The following is a 22,725-nucleotide window of genomic DNA, read 5'->3' as shown; positions in this document are numbered from 1 at the left end:
TGGCACTCGGCCAGTCAGAGGGTGATGCTCGGGCCAGTCCGGCGGTGATGCTCGGGCCAGTCAGCGGGAGACGCTGGCGCTGACCTCGGCGGCGATGGATTTCGCCTCGTCGGAGGTCGGGCCTTCAGCCGAGAAGACGGCCTTGCGGTAGTACTGGAGTTCGACGATGGAGTCGAGGATGTCGCCGAGGGCGCGGTGGCCGCCGTGTTTCTCAGGGGACTGGAAGTAGGCGCGGGGGAACCACTGCTTGCTCAGTTCCTTGATCGAGGACACGTCGATGATCCGGTAGTGGAGGTGCTCGACGAGCTCGGGCATCTGCTTGTTCAAAAACACCTTGTCGGTGCCCACCGAGTTGCCGCCCAGGGGCGCCTTGCCGGCCTCTGGGACGTGCTTCTTGATGTAATCGAGCACCTGAGTCTGCGCCTCGGCGACCGTTGTGCCTGCATCGAGTTCGGTGATGAGCCCGGAACTCGTGTGCATCTTGGTGACGAAGTCGTTCATGTTCTCCAGCGCCGAGGCGGAGGGTTTGATGACGATGTCGATGCCCTCGTCGAGGGGGTTGAGGTCGAAGTCGGTGATGACAGCCGCCACTTCGATGAGCTCATCCCTGACTTCGTCGAGGCCGGTCATTTCACAGTCGATCCACACAATTTTGTCGTTGCTCACCACTCCAGCTTAGAGCAGAGGGGCGGGGCTGAGCATTTCCCCTGGCTGTGCGCACCACCACACCGTCAGCTGTGCGCGTCGACACACGCTGAGTACACGCACAAAACCAATCGGCGCTCAGTGACTTAAACTTGGACTGTCCCACGGGTGAACGTGGGGTCAGAAGACACTTTGTTGAGGGAAGGGTTCGTACGTGCGCTACACACTAGCTGTGATTCTCATGGTGGTGGGCGTCGTTGTCGGAGGCCTCGGAATTCTGCAGAAGACCCTGTGGGCGCCGGACGACCAGATCACCGCGACCGCAGAGATCGATGCGGAGACACCGGCCGTCGTCGTCGACCCCGGGATGCTCAATCTCTACGAAACCCCCGCAACTCTTGAGGTCAAGGGCTCCGGCGATCTGACGATCGCTCAGGCACCAGCCGAGAACGTCGAAGCCTGGGTGGGCGACTCAGCCTCGGCTCATGTGACCGGTCTCGCCCCCGAAGGCAAACTGACCGTGAAGGCCCAGGACGGCAAGGCGAAGGTTCCCAACCCTGCCGGTGCCGATCTCTGGACCTCCGAAGTCACCGGAACAGACACGGTGAAGCTTGACTGGACCGATGACGCGAACCGGACCGGATTCCTCATCGCAGGCAGCGGTGAACCCGGCGACGTCAAGACCGTCACCATCTCCTGGCCCAACCACGCCGAGACCCCTTGGGCTCTTCCTCTCATGATCATCGGCGGGGCACTGTTCATCGGCGGCATCGTCGTCCTCTTCTTCAACCGCAAGAGCGCGAAGAAGGAGAAGAACCGACGCACGGCCCGTCAGGAACGCCGCAAGAAGCTGGCAGAATACGGAACCGCATTTGCGATCGTTCCGGTTCTGGCACTGAGCGCCTGTGGTCCCGAAGAGCTGCCTAAGCCGGAACCCTCGGAAGCGCCGAGCTCTGCCGCAGCCGGCGTCAACGATGATCAGGCCAAACGGATCCTCGACTCCGTGGCCGAAGACATCAAGGCCGCAGACAAGAAGACCTCCAGCTCCGATCTGAAGAAGGCCGCTGCAGGACCTGCCCTGCAGCAGCGCGAGGATGCCTATAAGGTGAAGGAGAAGGTCGAGAAGCAGAAGCTTCCACCGGCAGTGGCCAATGAGAAGGTCGTCGTGAACTACACCGCGGCCACCGACTCCTGGCCGCGCATGACCAGCCTCGTCACCTCGGCGGGCAAGGACACTCAGCTTCTGGTCCTGACCCAGGAGGACCCACGGGCCGACTACAAGCTGTGGTCGCAGACCCAGCTGGTCCCGGGTACGGAGCTGCCGGAGATTCCCGATGCCAGGCAGGGTTCGGCACTTCTCGATCCGAAGTCCAAGGACTTTGCGATGACACCGGAGAAGGCCGTGTCCGAATACGCCAAGGCACTGGGTTCGGGGAAGGCTTCGAAGGAAGCGAAGAAGTTCGAGTCCGATGACTTCTCGAAGTCGATCTGGAAGAACCAGCAGGCGCAGAAGCAGAGTGCCGAAGAAGGCAAGGCCGAGGTCAAGTACAAGTACACCCCGGGCAAGGAGATCGTTGCGCAGGGCACTGCTGATGATTCCGCCGTCGTCACGGGAGTCGTCGAGGCCGAGTCGACGATCTCTCCGGAATCGGTCGACGGCCGGACCGGAACCCTGACGCTGTCCAGCCCGCAGAAGGAGCTGACAGGATCCGACAGCACCCAGCAGCCGGTGACGACGAAGACGACCCAGGTCCTGACGTTCCTCGTGCCCAAGGATGGCAAGGTGCGCCTCATCGGCGGACTGGAGACTCTCAGCGGCGCTGAACTGGAATAGTCCGAACTGAAGGGTCGCAGGCCCGGCGACCTGAAATGGTCGCGGGCACTGCGATCTGAAGTGAGTGCAGGCCCGACGATGTCGATACGTTCTAAACTGGATGTCATCAACGCCGTCTGAACTGTAGAGTTCCGGACGAGACGTACCGTACGAATTCGCACTTCCCGCAACAAAGGAGACCACGTGTCAATGGATCCCTCGCAGGACAACACGCAGCCCAACCAGGGACTCGACCTGTCCGCGGTGCGCAGCAAGAACCTGCCCCATGAGGAGAAGACCGGTGGACCGGGTCAGTCCGCAGGAGCCGCCGCGGACCCGAATGCGGTGCCGGTGCCGGCCCTGGCATTCGACGTCGACGAAGCCAGCTTCAACGACGTCGTCGCGATCTCGGATCGCGTTCCCGTCGTCATCGACCTGCAGGCGGAATGGAGCGATCAGGGAAAGCAGCTCTCACCGATCGTCGAGCGCATCGTCGAATCCTTCGGCGGCCGTCTGGTCTTGGCACGAGTCGACGTTGATGCGAACCCACGCCTGCAGCAGGCCTTCGGCGTCGAATCGATCCCGAACGTCATCGCCATCGTCAAGGGCCAGCCCGTGCCTCTGTTCCAGAGCGCACTGCCCGAGGCGCAGGTCAAGGCCTACTTCGATGAGCTGCTCAAACTCGCCGGCGAAAACGGCGTCACCGGGCATGCCGTCGTTGCCGGAGCCGAGCAGGAACCGGCCGGTCCTGCCCATCCCGAGGCTGAAGAGGCACTGGACCGGGGTGACTTCGATACTGCCGAGTCCCTGTTCAAGGCAGCGCTGGCTGCGTCTCCGGCCGATGAGGAGGCCAAGTTCGGTCTCGCTCGTGCCGGATTGGGACGCCGCCTCATCGACGCCGATCCGCAGCAGCTCGTCGCCGCCGCAGATGCGAACCCGAAGGACCCCGAGGCGGCCAAGGCAGCAGCCGACGCCGAGATCGTCGGCGGCAACCCGAGCAGCGCCTTCAACCGACTGATCTCACTGATCCGCGTCAGCGCCGGTGATGAGAAGGAAGCGCTGCGTCTGCGGGTTCTCGAACTCTTCGAAGTCCTGGGTGCGGATGATCCGGCCGTGACCAAGGCACGCACAGCATTGATGAGGGCCTTGTTCTGATCCAGAGAATCCGTCTCACCACAGCCATTCTGTTCGCGCTTGCAGCGGTGATCGTGGCAGTTCTGGTTGTCTCCGCTCTGTCCGTCGTCGGCACCGACGAGGTCACCGAGTCCGAACCCTTCACTGTCAAGGACGGCGCCTACGCCGTCGTCCTCGACGAGGCGATCGTGCCCTATTCGGGCACCAGCGTCACCGTTGAGGCCGAGAATTCCGAGGGCACGGAACTGTTCGTCGGCACCGCGAACGGCGTCGACACCGACAGCATCCTCGACGGAGTGGCACAGGAACAGGTCAGCAACGTCGAGTTCCCCAACACACTCGAGCACAGGTACATCCCCGGCGATGCCGAACCGGAAGCCACGATCACGGACCGGGACTGGTGGATCAGCAAGGACACGGGGGAGAAGGTCGCGAAGACCTTCGACCTCGATGCCGACCCCCAGGTCCTCGTCATCTCGGCAGCGAACGAGGGCGAAAGCCTTGACGGCACCACGGTCTCGATGAAGATGCGTGTGGAAGGAGTCCTGGCATTGAGCCTCATCGGTATCGCTCTGGGCATCATCTTGGCCGGATTCGGCGCCTACTTCTTCCTGCGCTGGTTCCACGGCCGCATCCGACCGGAGAAGAAGACTACGAAGGCCCGCCCCAGCCGCCGCAGCTCAGGTCCAGGTTCTGGCAGCGGCGGCGGAACGGATACCGACGGGACGTTCGCCGACGGGACGAACACAGGACGTGTGCAGAGCTCGCGCCTCGTGAAGAAACCTGCCGGGACGAACGCAGCGCCACCTCGGCGCCAGAGCGCGCGCGGCAGACGATCCATGCGCGCGGTCACCGCCGCAGCGCTGACTTCGGGCCTGGCCTTGAGCGGGTGCAGCGCACTGCCCGTGGCTCAGCCGCACAGCCCCGACATCACCCCCTATGAGCGCACGGCGATGCGCCCGGGCGAGGCCGGGGATTTCATGACCGGCTACACCGAGGCTCTCGACGAGACTCTCAAAGACGGCGGCACCGACCTGGAGAAGATTCAGGGCGAGCCCCTGATCGATCACACTCGCGCACAGATGCAGATCGCGGAGAAGGCGAAGCAGAAGCTGCGGGCACCCAACTTCAGCGAGGTCGTCGCCGGCAGCCCGAGCTTCACCGAATATCCGATGTGGTTCTACGCATTCGGCACCAGCAAGGGCGACAAAAAGCTCACGCAGGTGCAGCTGGTGACTCGCGAGTCGGCAGCGGCCGATCCGATCGTTCGCACCGCCTCCTACATCCCGACCGATCAGATGCCGACGCTGATGGCTGACGGGCAGGGAGCGGTCAAGACCGGCCCTGAGGGATTCGATAAGGATATGACGGCGACCGCGGACCAAGTATCGTCATTCCTCGTTGATGGCAAGGCCGGCAAAGCCGATGCCGATGGGCTGAAGGAAGGCGGGTTCAAGGATTTCAGAGACTATCTGGGCGACCTGCGGGGCAAGGACTCCGGCTTCGAGAAGGTCGACGTCTCCTGCAAGCCCTATGAGAAGCTCGACTTCACCTCGATGACGCTGAGCACCGAACACGGTGCGATCGGCATGGGCGAGGTCCGCTGCACCATGACGATCGAGGTCCCCGACGACTACTCGGTCGACCTGGGCGACACCATCGAAGCAGTGAAGACCAATGACAAGGACGGCAACACCGTCAAGGTCGACACCGCCCACCCGTATGTGCTGATGAAGACCGGCGACGAACTCAGCGCCGTGGCCACCGATTGGAACGTGCTCTCCTCACGCATCGAGTGACAACTTCCTACGTCGAGTGACAACCTCACCCGTCGAGTGACAACCTCAGGCATCGAGTGAGAGTCCACGTCAGGTGAGAAGACAAGTCAGGCCCCGCCGAGGTGGGGCCTGACTTGTCATTTGGTGCGAGCTCAGCTGGTGCGATGTCAGCTGGTGCGGATTCTGCGTCCGACGAGGAAGAGCCACCAGAGTCCGATGAGGGGCAGGACGAGTGGGATGTACCCGTAGCCGCTGCCGAAGGATGACCACACCGAGGGTTTGGCGAAGTCTTCGGGGTGGGTGAAGCTGAGGATGCCGACGACGATGACGCCGACGAATTCGGCGAGGCAGGCAGCGATCGCAGTCCGGTGTGAGACGCGGTTGCCGATGACCAGGCAGACCGTGGCCGCAATGTAGATGACGGCGGCGAGCACGGACAGCGAATACGCAATCGGGGCCACGTCGAACTCGCGGATGACCTGATAGCCGGCACGTGCGGTTGCCGAGAGCGCGAAGACTCCGTAGACGGCAGTCAGTGCCCGACCCGGTCCGGTATGCATCGCCGAGAACGGTGAACGGCGGCGCTTCTCGGCCCTCTCCTGCTTCGCCGCGGCGATCTCTTCTCGCTTCTTCACTGCCAAATCTGGTCCAATCTCTCGATCATGACGATCACCGTCAGTCCTGCCGCCGCAAGCACACCGGGTCCCCACCTGCTCAGTTCCGCAAACGCCCAGAAGCCGGCCAGGGCGATGACGAGGATCGCGGTGATGACGTAGCCGAAGTACAGGAGCGGATCGATGTCGTGAGTCGATCCGAACGTGACGATCGAGAGCACCAGCTGCACGATGAGCAGCAGCAGAAGGAACGCGGTCGCACCGAGCAGCAGTTTGCCGGCGGGCTTGTTGCGGATGGTTTCGACGATCGACCAGATGGCCAGCACGGCGGAGACGGCATAGAGCACGAAGGTGAGAACGGTGAACACAGCCCCAGTTTAGTCGGCACTGGTATGCACCCGGAACCTGCGGTGCCCGGATCTGCCCGGAGCCTCGGGTGAGATGCGGCACTGATCCTGGCCGAAGTGCCGTTCGCGGCCTAAAATAGGGAGAGTGCCGATTTATCTTGACCACGCAGCCACCTCGCCGATGCCGGCAGAGGTGCTCGACGTCTACACCGCTGAGCTGAGCCGACGGGCCAATCCCTCGGCTCTGCACGCCGTGGGACAGGCCGCGCGAATGCGCATCGAGACCGCTCGTGAGGACATTGCCCGCGGTGTCGGCGCTGCCACCTCGTCCGAGGTCATCTTCACCTCCGGCGGCACAGAAGCCGATAACTTCGCACTCAAGGGCCTCTACTTAGCCCGCAACAACTCCACCTTCGAAGCCCCGGTTCGCCCCCGCGTGCTCACCACCACGGTCGAACATCATGCAATCCTCGACTCCGTGGAATGGCTGGGCACTCAGGGTGCCGAAATCGTCTACCTCGACGTCGACGACGAGGGATACCTCGACCTCGATGCCGCCCTGGCCGAACTGCGCAGCGCCCCAGAACGCACAGCACTCATCTCCATCATGGCCGCGAACAATGAGATCGGCACTCTGCAGCCGATCGCCGAGATCGGCGCGGCAGCCAAGGAACTCGGCGTGCCCTTCCACATCGACGCGGTGCAGGCACTGGGCCAGATCCCGCTGAACTTCGCCGAACTCGGCGCCACCGCCATGTCGATCACCGCCCACAAGATCGGCGGTCCCGTGGGCATCGGCGCACTGCTGCTCGACCGCGGCGCAGCCCCGGCCCCGATCCTGCACGGCGGCGGTCAGGAACGCGGAGTCCGCTCGGGCACGCTCGACGTGGCCGGCGCCGTCGCCTTCGCCAAGGCCGTCGAACTCGCCACTTCCGACATCGAGGCTCGGGCCGCTCGCTTCTCGTTCCTACGCAACCGGCTCATCGCCGGCATCGAAGACACGATCCAGGGTGCCACCCTCTCCGGTCGCCGAGGTGAGGGCAGGCTGCCCGCGAACGCGCACTTCACATTCTCCGGATGTGAGGGCGACTCTCTCCTCTTCGGCCTCGACGCGAGAGGACTGGCGACCTCGACGGGCTCGGCCTGCTCGGCCGGGGTCTCCCGTCCCTCCCACGTGTTGCTGGCCTGCGGCATGGAGGAAGACGTCGCCAGATCAGCCCAACGATTCAGCCTCGGCCACGACTCGACCGAAGAGGAAGTCGATCGACTTCTCGCGGTCCTGCCCGAAGTCGTCGAACAAGCACACCAAGCGGGAATGGTCTCGGCCACTCCCCGCTGGATGCAAGGAGCATCATGAAAATTCTCGTCGCCATGTCCGGCGGAGTCGACTCCTCGGTCGCCGCAGCACGCGCCGTCGATGCCGGCCACGAAGTCGTCGGCGTCCACCTCGCCCTGTCCCGCATGCCCGGAACCCTGCGCACGGGTTCACGCGGGTGCTGCACCATCGAAGACTCCCGGGACGCCCACCGCGTAGCCGGGATGCTCGACATCCCCTTCTACGTGTGGGACTTCTCCGAGCGATTCAAAGAAGACATCGTCGATGACTTCATCGCCGAATACGCGGCCGGACGCACACCGAACCCGTGCATGCGCTGCAATGAGCGCATCAAGTTCGCCGCCCTCCTCGACCGTGCCCTGGCACTGGGCTTCGACGCCATCGCCACAGGCCACTACGCCGAGGTGCTGCGCGATGACAACGGTCTCCCGGAACTCCACCGCGGTGAGGACCTGGCCAAGGACCAGTCCTACGTCCTCGGTGTGCTCTCCGGCGATCAGCTCGAACACTGCTACTTCCCGATCGGTGCCACTGCCTCGAAGGCCGAGGTCCGTGCCGAAGCGGCCGAACGTGGGTTCTCCGTGGCCAACAAGCCCGACTCCTATGACATCTGCTTCATCCCCGACGGTGATACGAAGGCATGGCTGGCAGATAAGATCCCCATGCGTCCTGGCCTGATCAAAGACGCCGAGGGTGAGACCCTGGGCGAACACGACGGTGCGATGACCTACACCATCGGCCAGCGCAAGGGACTGGGCATCCAGAAGCCCGCTGCCGATGGCCAGCCTCGCTTCGTCACCGGTCTCGACCCGGCCTCGAACACCGTCACGGTGGGTTCTCGCAGCGATCTCGCGGTGTCCCACCTGACCGGCATCCGCACCACCTGGGCCGGTCCGGCACCAACCGACATCGGCAGCGAACCGGCGACCGCCATCGACTGCGAGGTCCAGATTCGGGCCCACAGCGACCCCGTTCCGGCTCGGGCCTGGCTCGGTGACTACATCTCCGAGGCACCCGAGCACGAAGTGAACCCGATCGTCGACGAGGTCGAGGTTCCGGCCGCACGACCGGCCGGACAGCTCATGCATATCGACGTCGACGAAGAACTCTCCGGCGTCGCACCCGGGCAGACCATGGTCATCTACCGCGGAACCCGAGTTCTCGGACAGGCCACGATCGACGTGACAGCCAAGGACCGCCTCGGCGTCTGAAGACGAAGACTGCCACAGCGTCTGAGGGCACGGACCACCTCGGCGACTGAGTCGCGCGCCTCGCGCCTGCGTTAACCTGGGGGTATGAAGGAATTTCCCCAAGATGTCGTCACGGCACCTTTCGGAACCTGGTCGTCACCGCTCAGCGCTGCGGAGGTGGCTGCCGGTTCCGCGCCGATCTTCGATGCCGCCTTCCGTGGTGAGCACATCTACTTCTCGACGAAGGTCCCGGCGGAGAATTCCCGCACCGGGCTGGTTCGGACCACGCTCTCGCATCCGGGCCTGAAGGAACAGGTGCTGCCAGCGGACTTCAACATCCGGTCCTCGGTGCACGAATACGGGGGAGCGGCCTGGGCCCTGGATCCCGACAGCGAAGTCATCTACTTCGTCAATGCCTCTGACCAGCGGATCTGGCAGATCATTCCGGGCAAGGCTCCTCATGCGCTGACCCCGGACACCTCTGGCCGCATCCGCTACGGTGACCTGACGATGACGCGCTGGGGTCTGCTGTGCGTGCGCGAAGACTGCCGGTCAACGCGCCGGGAACGCGCCATCGTCCTCATCACCCGGCACGGGACGACGAATGTGCTCTCACGTCATTCCTACTTCATGGCCAGCCCCCGACTGTCTCCGGACGGTTCGACGTTGGCATTCATCGGCTGGGAACATCCCAATATGCCCTGGGATTCGACGAACCTGTGGCTCATCGACGTGCGCACCTCCGACATTCCGGCCGTGGCAGTGCTGGCCGGGCACGACGTCTCCCTCCTGCAACCCGAATTCACCTCGGACTCCTCGCTCATCCTCAGCTCCGACCACAGCGGAACCTGGAGCCTGTACTCACTGGACTTCGAACCGGTCGACTGCCTGGTCCGTGACCGACAGGCCGCAGCGCGGGGACCAGCCGGCCAGGCAGACAGTTCCGTTGACCACCTCGACATCTCCGAGCTGCGACCGGTCCTCGACACCGGCGGCGAGATCGGCGGCCCCCTCTGGCAGCTGGGAACCCACTGGCACCTCAGCGATGGTGAGGAGATCTGGGCTCATTCCCAGTCCGACACCGCCTCCCTGATCCGGGCACGTCTCCCACTCTTGCCCAACGATGCCACCGGCGGTGACGTCGAGGAGATCACCCCGCCCGGAGCGCCGTTCGGCAGCCTTGAACTCCACGATCTCAACGACAGCCATGTGCTGCTGACCGGCAAGTCCGCGGACTCGACCGGTGCTCTCTACGCCGTTGACCGGGTCACCGGCAACTTCACCGAGATTGCGCAGGAACGCCTCGACGCTCATCAGGACTACTACTCGCGTCCTGGCACCCGAGTCCTCGGCGGCGTTCCCGTCGTCATCCACCCACCGCACAACCCCAGATTCACCGCCCTCGACCGGGAGCTCCCGCCCTATGTGATCTCCATCCACGGTGGGCCCACAGGGCAGGCGACCCCGGACATGTCGGCCCGATCCAGCTACTTCACCTCCCGTGGCATCGGCGTGATGGAGGTCAACTACGGCGGTTCGACCGGCTACGGCCGAGCCTGGCGCAACCGACTGCGCGGCCAATGGGGGATCGTCGACGTCGCCGATGCCGTCGCGGCGGTCGAAGCTCTAGTCGCCGAGGGGCTGGCCGACCCGGATCGCATCGCGATCTCCGGTGCCTCGTCGGGAGGGTGGACCGTGCTCACCGCTTTGGCCTCCTCGGACGTCTTCGCCTGCGGCACCTCCTATTTCGGGGTCACCGACCTGATGCGCTTCGTCGTCGACACCCACGACTTCGAGCGGCATTACATCGACGGCTTGGTCGGCCCCTGGCCGGAGGCCCAAGACGCCTACATCACCCGCTCACCGATCAGACGCACGAGCCAGATCAGAGTCCCGGTGGCGATCATGCAAGGCGATCGGGATCCGATCGTCCCACCCAATCAGGCCCAGGATTTCGTCGATATGTTGGAACTGACCGGAGTGGAGTACATTTTCCGTCTGTACAAGGGCGAATCCCACGGCTTCGTCCGCACCGAAACCATCATCGATTCCCTGGAAAGCGAGTTCGGGTTCTATGCCGACGTCTTCGGAATCCCACGCAGCCGCAACCATGGCTGAACCTGTCGCGTCCCCGGCCGACACCGCAGCAGCCCTGGAACCGGCCGGAACGACCACCGGTATCTGGATTCCGGGCCCCAGACCAGAGACCGGGGCGGGATCGAAGTCCGGTGCCGCGGGCTACATCGCCAACAGCCCCGTCCGCGAAGCGGCCGCAGCAGCGTTCACCCACCTCGGCGAACAGCTGCCGCCGGTGCCGCTGAGCGCCCATCGCTCCGAGGATCGGTGGGGTGCCGACGCGATCGGTCGTGCCGTCGGACTCCTCACCGAGCTTCACGTCGACCGAGCCTCATTCGGCTGGCGTCTGACAAGTGCGGCGGGCAAGGACGAGCGACTCGAATCCTCGGCCCTCAGCGAGGCTTTTGACGCCATCGCCGAATACGGTGACGGCTACACCGGCCAAGTCCAGATCTCCCTCCCGGGACCGTGGAGCCTGGTCACGGCACTGAGCCTGACCTCCGGGGCGCCTGTGCTCGCCGACCACGGTGCTCGCCGCGACGTCATCCAGGCCTACGCGTTCGGTCTTGCCGCGTTCGCCGACAAGCTGGCCTCACTGGGGATGCAGCCTGTGATCCGCCTCGTCGAGACCCGCCTGCACCCGATCCTCACCGGAACCTGGCCCACGGTCTCCGGCTGGGCCACCCTGCCCGCCATCCCCGAAGCCCAGGTCTACGCCGCACTCCAGTCGACCCTGCGCCATCTGCCCCCGGTGCTGCTCAGCCTCCCCGACTTCGACCCCCTGCCGCTGCAGGGCAAGGAGATCACCGCCGCCGAGGTGGTCCGCAATTCCGGTGCCACCGCCGTGTCAGTGCCGTTGGCTAGCCTGAAGGCACACGGTTGGGAACAGCTGGCCATGATCTCCGAGGCCGGGATCGGAACATGGATGGGACTGCCGCCTGCCGCAGGATCGAGGCCGAAGGAGGTCAAGCACTGGTTGAACCGAATCATGACGCCGTGGAACCGCATCGGCATGAGCACGACCAGTCTGCGTGATTTCGGCGTCCTCGCGGGCGATGAGCTTCCGCTGACCTACCCACCGCTGCTGACCTCGGTCGAGGGGGACACAGCAGATGGTGCCAAGAACATCAGCACGGGAACGATGATGATCGCCGCCGGTCTGCGGCGTGCCTTTGAGGAGATCGAATGACCGAAACGCCCGACAACTCCGGCGAGTCCGACAAGTCTGACCTCTCGGACGCCACGGCCCGTGCCCAAGCTCATGCAGAGCTCGTGGAGAAGATCGAAGAGCAGCGCGCTGCCTATTACAAGGACGACTCGCCTCTGGTCGCCGACGCCGAATACGACGACCTCGTCCACCGGCTTGAGGACCTTGAGGGGAAGTTCCCGGAACTCGTCACCGACTCCTCACCGACCCAGACCGTCGGCGGCAATGTCGACACCTCCACCTTCGACCCGGTCGAACACATCGGTCGGATGTACAGCCTCGACAATGTCTTCGACTTCGAGGAACTGAGGGGATGGTACGACCGTGTCCGGGCGGCCACCTCGGCGAAGTCGAAGTTCCTCTGCGAACTCAAGATCGATGGACTCGCCGTCAACCTGCTCTACCGCAACGGTGAACTCGTGCGCGCCGCCACCCGAGGCGACGGACGAATCGGCGAAGACATCACCGCCAATGTCCGCACCATCTCCGACATCCCCGACAAGCTCGACACCGACTACCCGCCGGCCGAAGTCGAGATCCGCGGAGAAGTGTTCTTCCCGCTGGAGAAGTTCACCGAACTCAACGCCGCCCTCGTCGCAGAGGGCAAGGCCCCGTTTGCGAACCCCCGCAACTCGGCCGCCGGATCCCTGCGCCAGAAGGATTCCGCCGTCACCGCTGTGCGGCCCCTGCACATGCTCGTCCACGGCATCGCGGTGTGGACACCGGCCGATGACTCACATCCCGAACCGGCTCATCAGTCCGAGGTCTATGAGCAGTTCCGGACCTGGGGTCTGCCCATCAGCGAATACTTCAAGGTGTTGGACAACGTCGATGAGATCGAAGACTTCATCACCTACTACGGCGAACACCGCCACGACGTCACCCATGAGATCGACGGCATTGTCATCAAGATCGACGACATCGCCGTCCAGGAGACCCTGGGCTATACCTCACGTGCGCCGAGGTGGGCCACGGCCTTCAAATACCCGCCCGAAGAGGTCACCACGAAGCTCCTCGACATCCAGGTCCAGGTGGGCAGGACGGGACGAGTCACCCCGTTCGCGGTAATGGAACCGGTCACGGTCGCCGGGTCCACGGTGGAACGAGCGACCCTGCACAACGGCTACGAGGTCACCCGCAAGGGTGTGCTCATCGGCGACACGGTCACCCTGCGCAAGGCGGGTGACGTCATTCCCGAGGTGCTCGGCCCGGTGGTCGCTCAGCGTGACGGCAGCGAATACGAATTCGTCATGCCCACACACTGCCCCTCCTGCGGAACGAAGCTGGGGGAGCAGAAGGCAGGGGACAAGGACAAGCGCTGCCCGAATGCCCGGTCCTGTCCCGCGCAGCTGGCCAACCGCATCTTCTACCTGGCCTCCCGCGCCGCCTTCGACATCGAAGCCCTGGGCGAAGAGGCGGCGCTGGCATTGACCGCACCGGCCGAGCCCGAGTCACCGCCGCTGACCTCGGAGGCGTTCCTCTTCGATCTCACAGCCGAGGAATTGGCCGAGGTGAAGATCTGGAGGAACAAGAAGGTCAAGGGCGTGGAGACCGGGGAACGCGAGCTGGTGCCCTACTTCTACACGCGCCCTACAGCGAAGAAGCCCAGCGCCCCGAGCGCGAATACGAAGAAGCTCTTCGACGAACTCGACAAGGCCAAGGACCAGGACCTGTGGCGAGCCCTCGTCGCGCTCTCGATCAGGCACGTGGGACCGACTGCTGCACGAACCCTGGCCGCACACTTTCGCACCCTTGAAGCGATCCGGGCGGCCGAACTCGAGGAGCTCTCGGCCGTCGACGGCATCGGTTCGACGATCGCAGCGAGCATCCGCGACTGGTTCGCCGTCGATTGGCATGTCGAAATCGTCGAGGCCTGGGCCGAAGCCGGTGTGCGGATGGAAGATGAGGAGCAGGAAGCGGGGGCACAGACCTTGGAGGGCCTGACGATCGTGGCCACTGGTTCGCTGAGCACATTCACCCGGGACGGGATCAAGGAAGCGATCCTCGGCGCCGGCGGCAAGGCGGCAAGCTCCGTGTCCAAGAAGACGGACTACGTGGTGGCCGGTGAGAACGCGGGATCGAAGTTGGAGAAGGCCGAATCTTTGGGAGTCAGAGTCCTCGACGAGGACACCTTCCGCACACTCCTGGAGACCGGAAACGTGGACTGATCGGCCATCGAGTTTCAGGATCGTCACAGGCATAATCAAGTGGGGAGACAGCTGAGTCTGAAAGAGTGAAGGCATGAAATCAATCCCGCGGTTGGTCGCTGGTACTGCTGTCGTCCTCGCCGCTGTACTCACCACCGCACCGGTGACAGCCGGTATCGCCGACTTCGTCCTCAATCCGGGGCAGCCGCCGATCAAACGCGCGGCCCCCGCACTCTCCGGTTCGACCTCGGAGCTTCTTGCACCAGTGAGGACGCGTGGCGACGACCGCGACGGTGTCGACAACGAAACCTCTCACGACGAAGAGTCCAACGGTGAGCAGCCGAACGATCAGTACCGTCTGCACGGAGGCCCCAGTGAAGCAACAGGCACCGGATCGCAGGCCAGCGACGTCGCCGTGCAGGCCAGCGACCTCGCCGTGGGGGCCGGAGATTCGGCGGGCTTGGTCGCACACACCGTTGCCGACGCCCAATCTCGTGTCTCAGATCTTGCGCACGACCTGCAGACCGGTGTTGACGCCGGTGAATACACCCAGGCGGACGCAGACAGGGTGCTCAGCGAGCTTTCGAGCTACATCAAGGGCGAACGCACCTGGCCAGAGCGCACCGTCGCCTGAGTTCGGAACCCTACCCGGCGAGACCCGTGCGCCTCGACGCAGCTGAGCAATGATGCTCGGACAACCTCACATCGATCCCATCAGAACAGGTCCGGCAAAGAGACTAGACTTGCTGACGAGTAAACAGACCGATGAAAGGCAGGGAATGACGGAGTCCTCCGCAATCACCCCCGAACAAGTCGAGCATTTGGCCTCGCTGTCTCGGATCGCCATGGGCGAAGACGAGCTGAAGTCGCTCGCCGGTGACCTGAGCACCATTTTGAGCAATGTCGCCAGGGTCAACGAAGTGGCCGGCGACGATGTGCCGGCGACCAGCCACCCGATCGCACTGTCGAACGTGCTGCGCCCCGATGTCGTGGGCGAGACCCTGACCAGCGAGCAGGCTCTGGCCTCGGCACCAGCATCCGCCGATGACAAATTCCTCGTCCCACAGATCCTCGGGGAGGAATGATGAACGAACTCACCACCAAGAGCGCCCTCGAACTCGCCGCAGGACTGAAAGCCGGCGAGTTCTCCTCCGTCGAGGTGACCCAGGCTCACCTGGACCGCATCCACGCCACCGAAGCAGACTTCGGTTCATTCATCACCGTCACCGACGATCTCGCACTTGAGACCGCCAAGGCCGTCGATGCCAAGCGCAGCGCCAGCGAGGAAGTCCACGCACTGGCCGGAGTGCCGGTCGCGCTCAAGGACCTCATCGTCACCGAAGGCGTGGCCACAACCGCCGCGTCGAAGATGCTCGAGAACTGGGTCCCGCCCTACGAATCGACCGTGCACAACAAGGTCAAGGCCGCCGGACTTCCGGTCCTGGGCAAGACCAACCTCGACGAGTTCGCCATGGGGTCGACGACCGAGCATTCGGCCTTCGGCACCACCCGCAACCCCTGGAACCTCGAGCACGTGCCCGGCGGATCCTCCGGAGGCGCGGCAGCAGCACTCGCCGGTTTCCAAGCTCCACTGTCGATCGGCACCGACACCGGCGGATCGGTGCGACAGCCCGCAGCGTTCACCGGCACCGTCGGTGTGAAGCCGACCTATGGCTCGATCTCGCGCTTCGGCATCATCGCCATGGCCTCGAGCCTCGATCAGGTCGGCCCGATGGGCCGCAATGTCGCCGACGCCGCGGTTCTGCACGAACTGCTCGCCGGTCATGATCCGCTCGACTCAACCTCGCTGCCCGACCCGGTGGCAGGTTTCCTCTCCGCGGCACAGACTTCGGACCTCAAGGGCAAGAAGCTCGGTGTCATCAAGCAGCTGCGCGGCGAGGGCTACCAGGACGGCGTCCGCGATGCCTTCTCCGCTGCCCTCGACGTGGCTGCAGCCGCTGGTGCCGAGATCGTCGAGGTCGACTGCCCGTCGATCTCCTACGCCCTCGATGCCTACTACCTCCTCATGCCCTCCGAGGTGTCATCGAATCTGGCACGCTACGACGGCATGCGCTACGGCCTGCGCGTCGAGCCCGAATCCGGTCCGGTCACCGCAGAGACGGTCATGTCAGCGACCCGTGCCGCAGGATTCGGCGCCGAGGTCAAGCGTCGCATCATCCTCGGCACCTACGCGCTGTCGGCTGGCTACTACGACGCCTACTACGGCTCGGCGCAGAAGATCCGCACCCTGGTGCAGAACGACTTCGCCAAGGCCTTCGAATCCTGTGACGTCCTCGTCTCGCCGACAGCTCCGACGACGGCCCTGAAGTTCGGTGCCGAGGCGGCATCCGACCCGATGGCCCTCTACCTGGGCGACGTGGCGACGATTCCGGCCAACCTCGCCGGAATCCCCGGCCTGTCGCTGCCGGCAGGACTGTCCGATGGTCTGCCCGTCGGATTCCAGATCCTCGCCCCGGCACGACAGGACGTGAAGATGTACGAGGTGGCCGGCCCGCTCGAAGCCGCTTTGGAAGCCTCCGGATCTCGTGTGCTCGATACTCTTGCGGAAGGACTGACCACCAAGTGAAATACGAAGACGCGATCAAGAAGTACGATCCGGTCATCGGCATCGAAGTCCACGTCGAACTGGGCACCGCGACGAAGATGTTCGACGCCGCACCCAACACCTTCGGCGGGGGACCGAACACCAATATCACTCCCACCTCTCTAGGCCTGCCCGGCTCCCTTCCCGTCGTCAATGAGAAGGGCGTGGAGTACGCGATCAAGATCGGCCTGGCACTGGGCTGCGAAATCGCAGAGACCTGCCGCTTCGCCCGGAAGAACTACTTCTACCCGGACGTGCCCAAAGATTTCCAGACCAGCCAGTCTGATGAGCCCATCGCCGCTGAAGGCTCGGTCGAGGTCGAGCTCGAAGACGGCACGATGTTCACCATCCCGGTCGAGCGTGCTCACATGGAGGAAGACGCCGGCAAGAACACCCACATCGGCGGCGCCACCGGCCGTATCCACGGAGCCGACCATTCCCTGGTCGACTACAACCGTGCCGGTGTGCCCCTCGTTGAGATCGTGACCCACCCGATCACCGGGACAGGGGAACGGGCCGCCGAGGTGGCCTCCACCTATGTGCGAACCCTGCGTGACATCTTCCGTGCCCTCGATGTCTCGGAGGCACGCATGGAACAGGGCAACGTCCGTGCCGACGTCAACGTCTCCCTGCGCGAGAGCCCCGATGCTCCACTGGGCACCCGCACAGAGACGAAGAACGTCAACTCCTTCCGCTCGATCGAACGCGCGGTCCGCTACGAGATCGCCCGTCAGGCGACCCGTCTCGAAGCCGGAGAGACAATCGTGCAGGAGACCCGTCACTTCCATGAGGGAACGGGTGAGACCTCATCGGGACGCCCGAAGTCCGATGCCGACGACTACCGGTACTTCCCGGAGCCGGACCTCGTTCCACTCGTGCCCAGCCGCGAGTGGGTCGAAGAGCTGCGGGCTACCCTGCCCGAGCTGCCAGCCCAGAAGCGCCGCCGTCTGGCAGGCGTGTGGGGGTTCAGCGATCTGGAGATGCGAGACATCGTCAACGCTGGTCTGCTCGAAGCCATCGAAGACACCGTGACCGCTGGTGCGAAGCCTGCAGCAGCACGCAAATGGTGGACCGGTGAAGTGGCCAGACTGGCCAATCAGAAGGACCAGCACCCCTCCGATCTCGTCGCACCGGCACAGGTCGCTGCCCTGATCGGGCTCATCAATGACGGCAAGCTCAATGACAAACTCGCGAAGGACGTCCTCACCGCCGTGGCCGACGGAGAAGGCGAACCCGCCGAGGTGATGAGTGCCCGTGGTCTCGAAATCGTCGAAGACACCGGAGCTCTCGAGGCTGCCGTCGAGGAAGCGATCGCCGCGAACCCCGATGTGGTCGAGAAGATCAAGGGCGGAAAGATGCAGGCCATCGGCGCTCTGATGGGACCGATCATGAAGGCCACCCGCGGTCAGGCCGATGCCGGAAAGGCCAAGGACCTGATCCTTGCCAAGATCAACGGTTGAGTTCACAGGCGTCTGAACTGAATCAGACGACTGAACAGATATAAGCATCTGAACAGATGTAAGCGTCTGAACAGAACTCAGGATTGATCCAGCCACACCCTCTAGACTCGGATACCAAAGAAGTCCGGAGGGTGTGGCTGTTCGCATTCTGCCGGACCGGACGCCGACTCGACCGGGCAGTTTTCCGGCGGCCGGCGTGAGGGTGCCATCCGTACGTGGAGGTGAATGCGGTGTCCCAGTCGTGGAAGTCGTTGTGGAAGAGCGAATGCGGGAAGTCGATCCCGATCTACCGGGTTCTCGTGCCCGAAAGCGTCAATCAGGACATCATGCAGGCCTGGAACGCTCGCGGGTATCGCTATACCGCCGGTGCCCCCAGCGCGATCATGCTCACCGGTGGAATGCGTCGGAACTTCTTCCGCTCCAGCATGCTGTTCAAAGGTGGCACCGGAACCGGCGCCGCTGTGACAGCGGGCTTCGCCGCACCCGGCAGCCTGGCGCTGTTGTCCGGCTTCGCCGATGCTGCACTGATGTTCGGTGTGCTCGGAGGAACGACCGCTGTCGGCACCGGCGTGTTCGCCGCAGTCACCGCCCCGAAGTACTTTCGAGACCCCAAACGTCTGAGCCGCAAGAACCGTCAGCAGGTCGGACAGGCACAGTGGATCACGCCCGCCTCACTGGGATTCCAGCCTGGCCGCAAGGAAGGCCGCGATACCGACGAACAGCGACTGTTCCACCTCGCCGTGACCATTGCGCGCAAGATCGTCCGGACTCGTGCCTGGACCCACCCGATCCTGCGCGACCACGTCTCACGTGTCGACCTTGACCATGCTGTCGCCTCGATCGGTGTACGGCTGGCCGAACTGGTCCGGCTGCGTGAGGAGATCGAGAGCATCAGGGACGCGGGGACCGCAAAGTCGGTGGAGACATACCTGTCGAAGCTTGCTGTGGCCTTCACCTCGATGGCCAACCGTGTGCTGTCGATGCATGAGTACTATGAGCATCTCATCGCTCTCGACGAGCAGCTCATGCTGCTTCAAAACTCAGAACGCTCACGTGAACTCGGCGACCGCGTCCTCGACGTACTGTCACGGACGGCCGCCGATGACTCCGCTGACTGGCAGTTCAGGGAACTGCGGATCGACGCCGAGTCGCAGTCCTCGATCATCTCGGGGCTTGTCGCCGAGCTTGAGCAGACCGCAGACGACTTCGATGATTTCGACTCACGTCTGGCAGCGGCCCAGGAGTCGGTCGACGCGCTCGAACCCACGCCTTCGTCATCGCCTGCTGCGAAGACCGACCCGAAGGACAACCGCCGCTTGGAGTGATCCGACGAGCGTCACTACGTCTGAATCAGTGCCGGCTCAGTGGCCGAAGGGATCAGGGTCGACGCCCGGTGTCCATGAACGTCCGGGCACGTTGTAGCCGTTGGCCGACTGCTCTTTCTTCCACTTCTTCGACCAGCGCTTGTCGAGTCGATCCACGTAGAGCGTGCCCTGCAGGTGGTCGTATTCGTGCTGCATGATGCGGGCGAACCAGCCTTCAGCGGTCAGTGACACCGACTGCCCGGTCTCATCGAGACCGTTGACCGTGACGCGGTCCGCGCGCTTGAGCGGAAAGTCCAAGCTGGGTACGGAGAGGCAGCCTTCCGTCTCCTCATCAGGATCGGGGCGGGTGTCGGGCACCTTCGAGGCGATGAGCAGCGGGTTGATAAATGTGCCGCGTCGACGAACTCCCGCCTCTTCGTCCTCCGCGTTGAAGACGAAGATGCGTTTGCCCACGCCGATCTGGGGAGCGGCCAGACCGACCCCGTTGCTGGCATCGAGAGTCTCGTGCATATCGGCGATCAGGGTTGCGAGCTCCTCGTCGAAGTCGGTGATCTTCTCTGCACGCTGATGCAGCACGGGCTCGCCGTAGATGACGATGGGATGAATAGCCATGAGGACAATCGTATCGGCTTTCCTTACAGCATCGTGTCGCAGGGAAGCAGGCTCATCCAGGTGCGCCGCCTCGTGACCAGCCCGTCGGGATCTCGCAGACCGATCGGCTGTCCCATGTCCGCCTCGGCGTCTCAGATTCACACCCGTCTATCGGCTCTTGCGAGATGTTGCCGAGGGAAGCTGCATTGGCGCTTTCGTGCCCGATTGTTCAGCGGTTCGATCACCGAGAGAGGCTGGTGCTGCTAAGCAGAATGGGCAGTTAAGTGCATATGACGCGCAATGACAACATATTTCGCCGGAAGCGAACATGGATTGTTGAGCAACCATATCGGGAACATCCGCAGATGGCGGGTGGTTATGATGGTGTCGAACCGTCTCGGTCCACGAGACGAGATCAGCAGCTGAAGCCTTTGGCTGGTGGTTGCGTGACGTCTTCGTCACAGCCCTCAGTACCGGGCGAACAAATAAGCGTGAAAGGACATGTCTTGACCATCTTCAACAATGTTTCCGAACTGGTCGGCCGCACCCCGCTGATTCGTGTGAACAAGGCCAGCGAACGCTCCGGCGCGGAGATCGTTGCGAAGCTCGAATCCTATAACCCCGCGAACTCGGTCAAGGACCGCATCGGCGTCGCAATGATCGATGCCGCCGAAGCCTCTGGCGACCTCAAGCCGGGCGGAACGATCGTCGAAGCCACCTCCGGCAACACCGGAATCGCGTTGGCGATGGTGGGCACCTCACGTGGCTACAAGGTTCAGCTGACCATGCCGGAATCCATGTCGAAGGAACGCCGTGCACTGCTGCGCGCATTCGGCGCCGAGCTCGTCCTCACCGACAAGGCCCAGGGTATGAAGGGCGCTGTCGAGAAGGCCGAAGAGATCGCCGCCGACGGTGCAGTGCTGGTCCGCCAGTTCGAAAACCAGGCCAACGCTGACATCCACCGCAAGACCACGGGTCCCGAGATCCTCGCCGACACCGACGGCAAGGTCGACATCTTCGTCTCGGGCATCGGAACCGGCGGAACCATCACCGGTGCCGGAGCCGCCCTGCGCGAGGCCAACCCCGACGTCAAGATCGTTGCCGTTGAGCCCGCTGCCTCGGCACTGCTCTCCGGCGGAGCTGCCGGCCCTCACATGATCCAGGGCCTGGGCGCCAACTTCGTCCCCGGCGTACTCGATACCAAGATCTACGACGAAGTCGTCACCATCGAAAACGATGATGCCTTCTCCCGCGCCCGCGAGGTTGCCAAGGAAGAGGGACTGCTCGTCGGAATCTCCTCGGGTGCTGCACTCGTGGCGGCCGAAGAGCTGGGTGCTCGCCCGGAAAACGCAGGCAAGCGCATCGTCGTCATCCTGCCCGACTTCGGTGAGCGCTACCTGACCACACCGCTGTTCGCCGAGTACATGGACTGAGCAGAGCAGGTTCGACTGAGCATCGCCGCAGGCAGATGCCGGTTCTGCGGCGAGGGCGTCAAACACATGTTTGGCGCCCTCGCGGCATTGAGGATTGACGATCACGAGTAAGAAGGGCTGTTGAGATGAAGGCACTGTGGACCGTGGCGGCGGCGGCGATCGGCGCGGCAGCCTATGGGCTGAGTCGACCCGAGGTGCGCGCGACACTGCGCGAAGACCTCGATACCGTGCGCAGGCGTGACCCTGCGGCCACCAACGATTTCGTTTCGCTGGTCTCGTACCCGGGCATGCACGCGATCTGGGCCCACCGCGGCCTGCACCGACTGTGGCAGAGCGATGCCACCAAGGTGCCGGCCAGGCTGATGTCACAGGCGGTGAGGACGCTGACCGGTGTTGAGATTCATCCTGGCGCTCAGATCGGACGACGCTTCTTCATTGACCACGCCAACGGGGTCGTCATCGGCGAGACCTCGGAGATCGGCGATGACGTGATGCTCTACCATCAGGTCACCCTCGGCGGCACATCGATGGAGCAGACGAAGCGTCACCCGACCATCGGCAACCATGTCCTCGTCGGTGCCGGTGCGAAGATCCTCGGCCCAGTCGTCGTCGGCGACAACTCCTCGGTGGGTGCCAACGCGGTCGTCGTCAAAGACGTCGCCGCCGATTCGAGTGCAGTGGGAATCCCTGCCAAGGTCAGGCCCTACAAGAATCGCACCACTCCCGAGGCGGTCGGGTCCGATGCTGGTGACTCACGTTCGGCCTACGCCGACTTCGAGCTGATCGATCCCGCCATCTGGATCTGAGCAAGAACTCACTCGCCTACTGCACCGCAGCACCGTCGACGCCGGGCCCTCCCAGCCGATTTCCGCAAAGGATTCGACTCAAAGGGCCCGGCGTCTGCTGTGTCCCGGACCCTCCGAGAGCCAGATGACACAGCCCAGGTGCCGTGTGACTCAGCTCAGATCGTTGCGTGACAGAGCTCGGGAATACTTCTCAATCCAAGTCTGTTAAACTTTCAACT

19 protein-coding genes are annotated in these 22,725 nt (G+C 63.7%); 15 read left to right on the top strand and 4 right to left on the bottom strand.

The features are described from left to right. Positions 1 to 60: 60 nt before the first annotated feature. Positions 61 to 666 carry an oligoribonuclease gene (orn, locus tag LQ788_RS13920; RefSeq protein ID WP_262908276.1) on the bottom strand — a complete coding sequence of 202 codons (606 nt, stop codon included), beginning with the start codon at positions 664 to 666 and terminating at the stop codon, positions 61 to 63. 193 nt (positions 667 to 859) lie between these two features. Here orn and LQ788_RS13915 point away from each other — a divergent pair, with 193 nt between their 5' ends. From LQ788_RS13915 to LQ788_RS13905, 3 genes are all read left to right on the top strand, one after another. Next, positions 860 to 2,479 carry a hypothetical protein gene (locus LQ788_RS13915; RefSeq protein WP_231441915.1) on the top strand — a complete coding sequence of 540 codons (1,620 nt, stop codon included), beginning with the start codon at positions 860 to 862 and terminating at the stop codon, positions 2,477 to 2,479. 189 nt (positions 2,480 to 2,668) lie between these two features. Continuing rightward, positions 2,669 to 3,613, top strand: a complete 945-nt coding sequence (locus tag LQ788_RS13910; RefSeq protein WP_231447434.1) for a tetratricopeptide repeat protein — start codon at positions 2,669 to 2,671, stop codon at positions 3,611 to 3,613. A 53-nt stretch (positions 3,614 to 3,666) separates the two neighbouring features. Next, positions 3,667 to 5,391 (top strand): hypothetical protein, encoded by a 1,725-nt coding sequence (locus LQ788_RS13905; RefSeq protein WP_231441913.1) that lies wholly within the window; start codon positions 3,667 to 3,669, stop codon positions 5,389 to 5,391. A gap of 146 nt (positions 5,392 to 5,537) precedes the next feature. Here the strand turns inward: LQ788_RS13905 and LQ788_RS13900 are convergent, their stop codons facing one another. Together LQ788_RS13900 and LQ788_RS13895 are read right to left on the bottom strand one after the other, a co-directional pair. Next, positions 5,538 to 6,005, bottom strand: coding sequence for a hypothetical protein (locus LQ788_RS13900; RefSeq protein ID WP_231441911.1), 468 nt, complete (start codon positions 6,003 to 6,005; stop codon positions 5,538 to 5,540). Continuing rightward, positions 6,002 to 6,352: a hypothetical protein gene (locus tag LQ788_RS13895; RefSeq protein WP_231441909.1), complete on the bottom strand. Its 351-nt coding sequence runs from the start codon at positions 6,350 to 6,352 to the stop codon at positions 6,002 to 6,004. Before LQ788_RS13895 ends, LQ788_RS13900 begins: the two co-directional genes overlap by 4 nt. Positions 6,353 to 6,476: 124 nt before the next feature. Here LQ788_RS13895 and LQ788_RS13890 point away from each other — a divergent pair, with 124 nt between their 5' ends. From LQ788_RS13890 to LQ788_RS13845, 10 genes are all read left to right on the top strand, one after another. After that, a complete protein-coding gene (locus LQ788_RS13890; protein WP_231441907.1) occupies positions 6,477 to 7,688 on the top strand; it encodes a cysteine desulfurase family protein in 1,212 nt (403 codons plus the stop codon). Continuing rightward, positions 7,685 to 8,878, top strand: coding sequence for a tRNA 2-thiouridine(34) synthase MnmA (gene mnmA / locus LQ788_RS13885; protein ID WP_009882674.1), 1,194 nt, complete (start codon positions 7,685 to 7,687; stop codon positions 8,876 to 8,878). Before LQ788_RS13890 ends, mnmA begins: the two co-directional genes overlap by 4 nt. An 84-nt stretch (positions 8,879 to 8,962) precedes the next feature. After that, on the top strand, positions 8,963 to 10,975 hold the full coding sequence (locus LQ788_RS13880) for a prolyl oligopeptidase family serine peptidase (protein WP_231441905.1): 2,013 nt from the start codon (positions 8,963 to 8,965) through the stop codon (positions 10,973 to 10,975). Next, entirely contained in the window at positions 10,968 to 12,122 is a 1,155-nt protein-coding gene (locus LQ788_RS13875; protein WP_231441903.1) for a uroporphyrinogen decarboxylase/cobalamine-independent methonine synthase family protein, read from the top strand. The genes LQ788_RS13880 and LQ788_RS13875 overlap by 8 nt, the downstream gene beginning before the upstream one ends. Beyond that, positions 12,119 to 14,308, top strand: a complete 2,190-nt coding sequence (gene ligA / locus LQ788_RS13870) for an NAD-dependent DNA ligase LigA (protein WP_231441901.1) — start codon at positions 12,119 to 12,121, stop codon at positions 14,306 to 14,308. Before LQ788_RS13875 ends, ligA begins: the two co-directional genes overlap by 4 nt. A 73-nt stretch (positions 14,309 to 14,381) precedes the next feature. Further along, on the top strand, positions 14,382 to 14,921 hold the full coding sequence (locus tag LQ788_RS13865; protein ID WP_231441899.1) for a hypothetical protein: 540 nt from the start codon (positions 14,382 to 14,384) through the stop codon (positions 14,919 to 14,921). Between the two features lie 145 nt (positions 14,922 to 15,066). Further along, positions 15,067 to 15,372, top strand: coding sequence for an Asp-tRNA(Asn)/Glu-tRNA(Gln) amidotransferase subunit GatC (gene gatC, locus LQ788_RS13860; protein WP_009882665.1), 306 nt, complete (start codon positions 15,067 to 15,069; stop codon positions 15,370 to 15,372). After that, entirely contained in the window at positions 15,372 to 16,874 is a 1,503-nt protein-coding gene (gatA, locus tag LQ788_RS13855) for an Asp-tRNA(Asn)/Glu-tRNA(Gln) amidotransferase subunit GatA (RefSeq protein WP_231447432.1), read from the top strand. Before gatC ends, gatA begins: the two co-directional genes overlap by 1 nt. Further along, positions 16,871 to 18,352 carry an Asp-tRNA(Asn)/Glu-tRNA(Gln) amidotransferase subunit GatB gene (gene gatB, locus LQ788_RS13850; protein WP_231441897.1) on the top strand — a complete coding sequence of 494 codons (1,482 nt, stop codon included), beginning with the start codon at positions 16,871 to 16,873 and terminating at the stop codon, positions 18,350 to 18,352. Before gatA ends, gatB begins: the two co-directional genes overlap by 4 nt. A 215-nt stretch (positions 18,353 to 18,567) precedes the next feature. Further along, a complete protein-coding gene (locus tag LQ788_RS13845; RefSeq protein ID WP_231441895.1) occupies positions 18,568 to 19,677 on the top strand; it encodes a hypothetical protein in 1,110 nt (369 codons plus the stop codon). A gap of 36 nt (positions 19,678 to 19,713) precedes the next feature. Here the strand turns inward: LQ788_RS13845 and def are convergent, their stop codons facing one another. Further along, positions 19,714 to 20,289 (bottom strand): peptide deformylase, encoded by a 576-nt coding sequence (gene def / locus LQ788_RS13840; protein WP_231441893.1) that lies wholly within the window; start codon positions 20,287 to 20,289, stop codon positions 19,714 to 19,716. 485 nt (positions 20,290 to 20,774) lie between these two features. Here def and cysK point away from each other — a divergent pair, with 485 nt between their 5' ends. Then, positions 20,775 to 21,701 carry a cysteine synthase A gene (gene cysK, locus LQ788_RS13835; RefSeq protein WP_231441891.1) on the top strand — a complete coding sequence of 309 codons (927 nt, stop codon included), beginning with the start codon at positions 20,775 to 20,777 and terminating at the stop codon, positions 21,699 to 21,701. Positions 21,702 to 21,826: 125 nt separating this feature from the next. Next, complete coding sequence (epsC, locus tag LQ788_RS13830) at positions 21,827 to 22,507, top strand: serine O-acetyltransferase EpsC (protein ID WP_231441889.1); 681 nt, start codon at positions 21,827 to 21,829, stop codon at positions 22,505 to 22,507. The last annotated feature ends 218 nt before the right edge of the window (positions 22,508 to 22,725 follow it).

The organism is Brevibacterium zhoupengii (genome assembly GCF_021117425.1).
Lineage (GTDB): Bacteria > Actinomycetota > Actinomycetes > Actinomycetales > Brevibacteriaceae > Brevibacterium > Brevibacterium zhoupengii.
This window is presented reverse-complemented; position numbering and strand designations above follow the sequence as displayed.